At 52.6% G+C, this 2595-nt stretch carries 4 protein-coding genes; all 4 read right to left on the bottom strand.

What is annotated here, in order from left to right:
- Positions 1-27: 27 nt before the first annotated feature.
- Positions 28-720: a transposase gene (locus tag E8F12_RS10425; RefSeq protein ID WP_280325162.1), complete on the bottom strand. Its 693-nt coding sequence runs from the start codon at positions 718-720 to the stop codon at positions 28-30.
- Between the two features lie 163 nt (positions 721-883).
- The gene (locus E8F12_RS10420; protein WP_280325161.1) at positions 884-1372 is read right to left on the bottom strand and encodes a hypothetical protein; all 489 of its coding nucleotides are present in this window, start codon (positions 1370-1372) and stop codon (positions 884-886) included.
- Positions 1372-1581, bottom strand: a complete 210-nt coding sequence (locus tag E8F12_RS10415) for a hypothetical protein (RefSeq protein ID WP_280325160.1) — start codon at positions 1579-1581, stop codon at positions 1372-1374. Before E8F12_RS10415 ends, E8F12_RS10420 begins: the two co-directional genes overlap by 1 nt.
- A gap of 433 nt (positions 1582-2014) precedes the next feature.
- On the bottom strand, positions 2015-2595 hold a 581-nt coding region (locus E8F12_RS10410), incomplete at its 5' end, for a transposase (protein WP_280324846.1).

Raw genomic sequence — 2595 nt, 5'->3', positions numbered from 1 at the left:
CAATAAAAGGGGACAGATTTATTTTCCTTACTCTAATTTCGGTCGCCCCTGCTTGCGCCGTTCAATCCGTACGCCCGCAATACGCTCAACCTCATCCACGAAGCGATTGCTCCCCGTCAGTTGGCCGCGTTGAATGGCTTCCCGAATCAGGCTCAGTTCCTCGGCGGGCACTGCTTGCCTGACGAACTCGGCATACCGGCGGCGCCGTTCTTCATCCCTAACGCCGAGCGCTTTGAAACACGGGTCGTCGTCCAACCAGCTCTGCTCAGGTGCGGCCCCCATACGCAGGGCGTAGCTCGACCAGGGATAATCCCCTACCTCAGCCACCATGCACGCCCGCACCGGGTTCAGTTCGATGTAACGACTACAGGCCAACAAGTAGGCATCGGACTGCACGATGCTCGACTTGAAGCGGCTTTCCCACAGAGTGCCGGAGCGCCCTTCCAAGCGATTGCGGTAGCGCGTCGCGCGGGCCGCCAAGGTCTTCATCAACTGGCTGAGCCCTGCCAGCGAATCATCCGGGGCCAACAGCAGGTGCACATGGTTGGTCATCAGGCAGTACGCATAGACCTTGACCCCGAAGGCATCCTTCAACTCGCGCAAGTCGGACAGGTAGCGCTCGAAATCAGCGTCCTCGGCAAACACGACCTGTCGGTTATGGCCACGCTGGACGATGTGATGCGGATAGTTTGGTAACAGGACTCGCCCCACCCTGGCCATGGTTTCTTCCTCCATGAAGACCTAGAACCTGCTCTCCCTTCCTAACGAATTAGAGTAGAAAAAATTAATCTGTCCCCTTTTTGTCCTTGTCCTTTTCGTTGTCCCCTTTTCGTTGTCCCCTTTTCGTTAGTCCCCTTTTCGTTACTCGCTTTTTCGCCTTGAGTTATCCCCCCTTAATCAGCAAGGCCGCCATTAAATCTTCCCTCGAAGGAACAACTAAAAAGAACTTCCCATCTAAAAGCATGGGCAACTCATCCAGCGCATAGCATTGATACGTCTCAGAGAGAACTCTAACCATGCTAGCGAGCAACAATTCATCCAACTCCATACCTTCTCCATCCAACTCCAAGACCAACACAACCTCTGCACTAGACACTTCACAACCTGACAAGCGAACCTCCCTACAAAACTCCGCCAATCTTTCATCACGCAAAAAATCGATCCTAATACACGGCTCAACCTCCTGCAAAGTTGACCACTCCTGACTCACCTCCCACTTATTCACTTTCACATCCAGATATGATGCCTTTGAAAGAAATTCATCATCCTGAAAGAATGAAACAGGCAAATCACCCCAAGCCTTTTCGATAAACTCTTCGCGACAAGGAAATCCTTCTAGATCCTCACAAACAACAAAATACTTTCTATACATTACATATTTCCTGTTTTTTGAAGCCGTTCCAGACCCTTTTCTGCATTTTTAATCAGCTCATTTCTAACTGACTGCGGCAAGCGTTTAAAATAGCTGTTGATCTGGGGAGCTAACGGCTTAGACAAATCTGGCCTAAAGTCTATAATTGAATTCTTGCCAATGCCTGCTTGTATCTGAAGCTTTCCATTAGGCTCAATATCGACTCTCAACAGTTGCTTTCTTCCATTGATTACTGCTTCTACAGGCCTCCCAATAGTTTCACTGGATTTAATTACTCCTTTTGCACCAGCTAGTGACTCCGCACCGTATTTTATCTCAAGCGCCTTCAGCGTCTCAGGCGAAACCTTACCTTTGATCGTCCTTACAGCCGCAGCTTTGCTTGAAGGAGTCGGGAAGACAAGGTCAATAGCAACCGAGGTGTAGATTTCCCAATTTTCTGGCTCAAACAGCGTATCCCGTAACCCTGCCGGGCTGAACTCGGTATTCAGGAAGCGGAGAACCTCAGGATTGAGTTCTGCCGTGCTGGTGATATTCCCGTCAGCGATCTTCCGGAGGTCCGTTAGGACTGTTTCGGCATCGAGGTTCTGATACTTGCCTTGCCCGTGAAGTGCTTCTCAATAAAAGGGGACAGATTTATTTTCCTTACTCTAATTTCGGTCGCCCCTGCTTGCGCCGTTCAATCCGTACGCCCGCAATACGCTCAACCTCATCCACGAAGCGATTGCTCCCCGTCAGTTGGCCGCGTTGAATGGCTTCCCGAATCAGGCTCAGTTCCTCGGCGGGCACTGCTTGCCTGACGAACTCGGCATACCGGCGGCGCCGTTCTTCATCCCTAACGCCGAGCGCTTTGAAACACGGGTCGTCGTCCAACCAGCTCTGCTCAGGTGCGGCCCCCATACGCAGGGCGTAGCTCGACCAGGGATAATCCCCTACCTCAGCCACCATGCACGCCCGCACCGGGTTCAGTTCGATGTAACGACTACAGGCCAACAAGTAGGCATCGGACTGCACGATGCTCGACTTGAAGCGGCTTTCCCACAGAGTGCCGGAGCGCCCTTCCAAGCGATTGCGGTAGCGCGTCGCGCGGGCCGCCAAGGTCTTCATCAACTGGCTGAGCCCTGCCAGCGAATCATCCGGGGCCAACAGCAGGTGCACATGGTTGGTCATCAGGCAGTACGCATAGACCTTGACCCCGAAGGCATCCTTCAACTCGCGCAAGTCGG

It is taken from the genome of Pseudomonas sp. BN102, from assembly GCF_029871245.1.
Taxonomy (GTDB): Bacteria; Pseudomonadota; Gammaproteobacteria; order Pseudomonadales; family Pseudomonadaceae; genus Metapseudomonas.
This window is presented reverse-complemented; position numbering and strand designations above follow the sequence as displayed.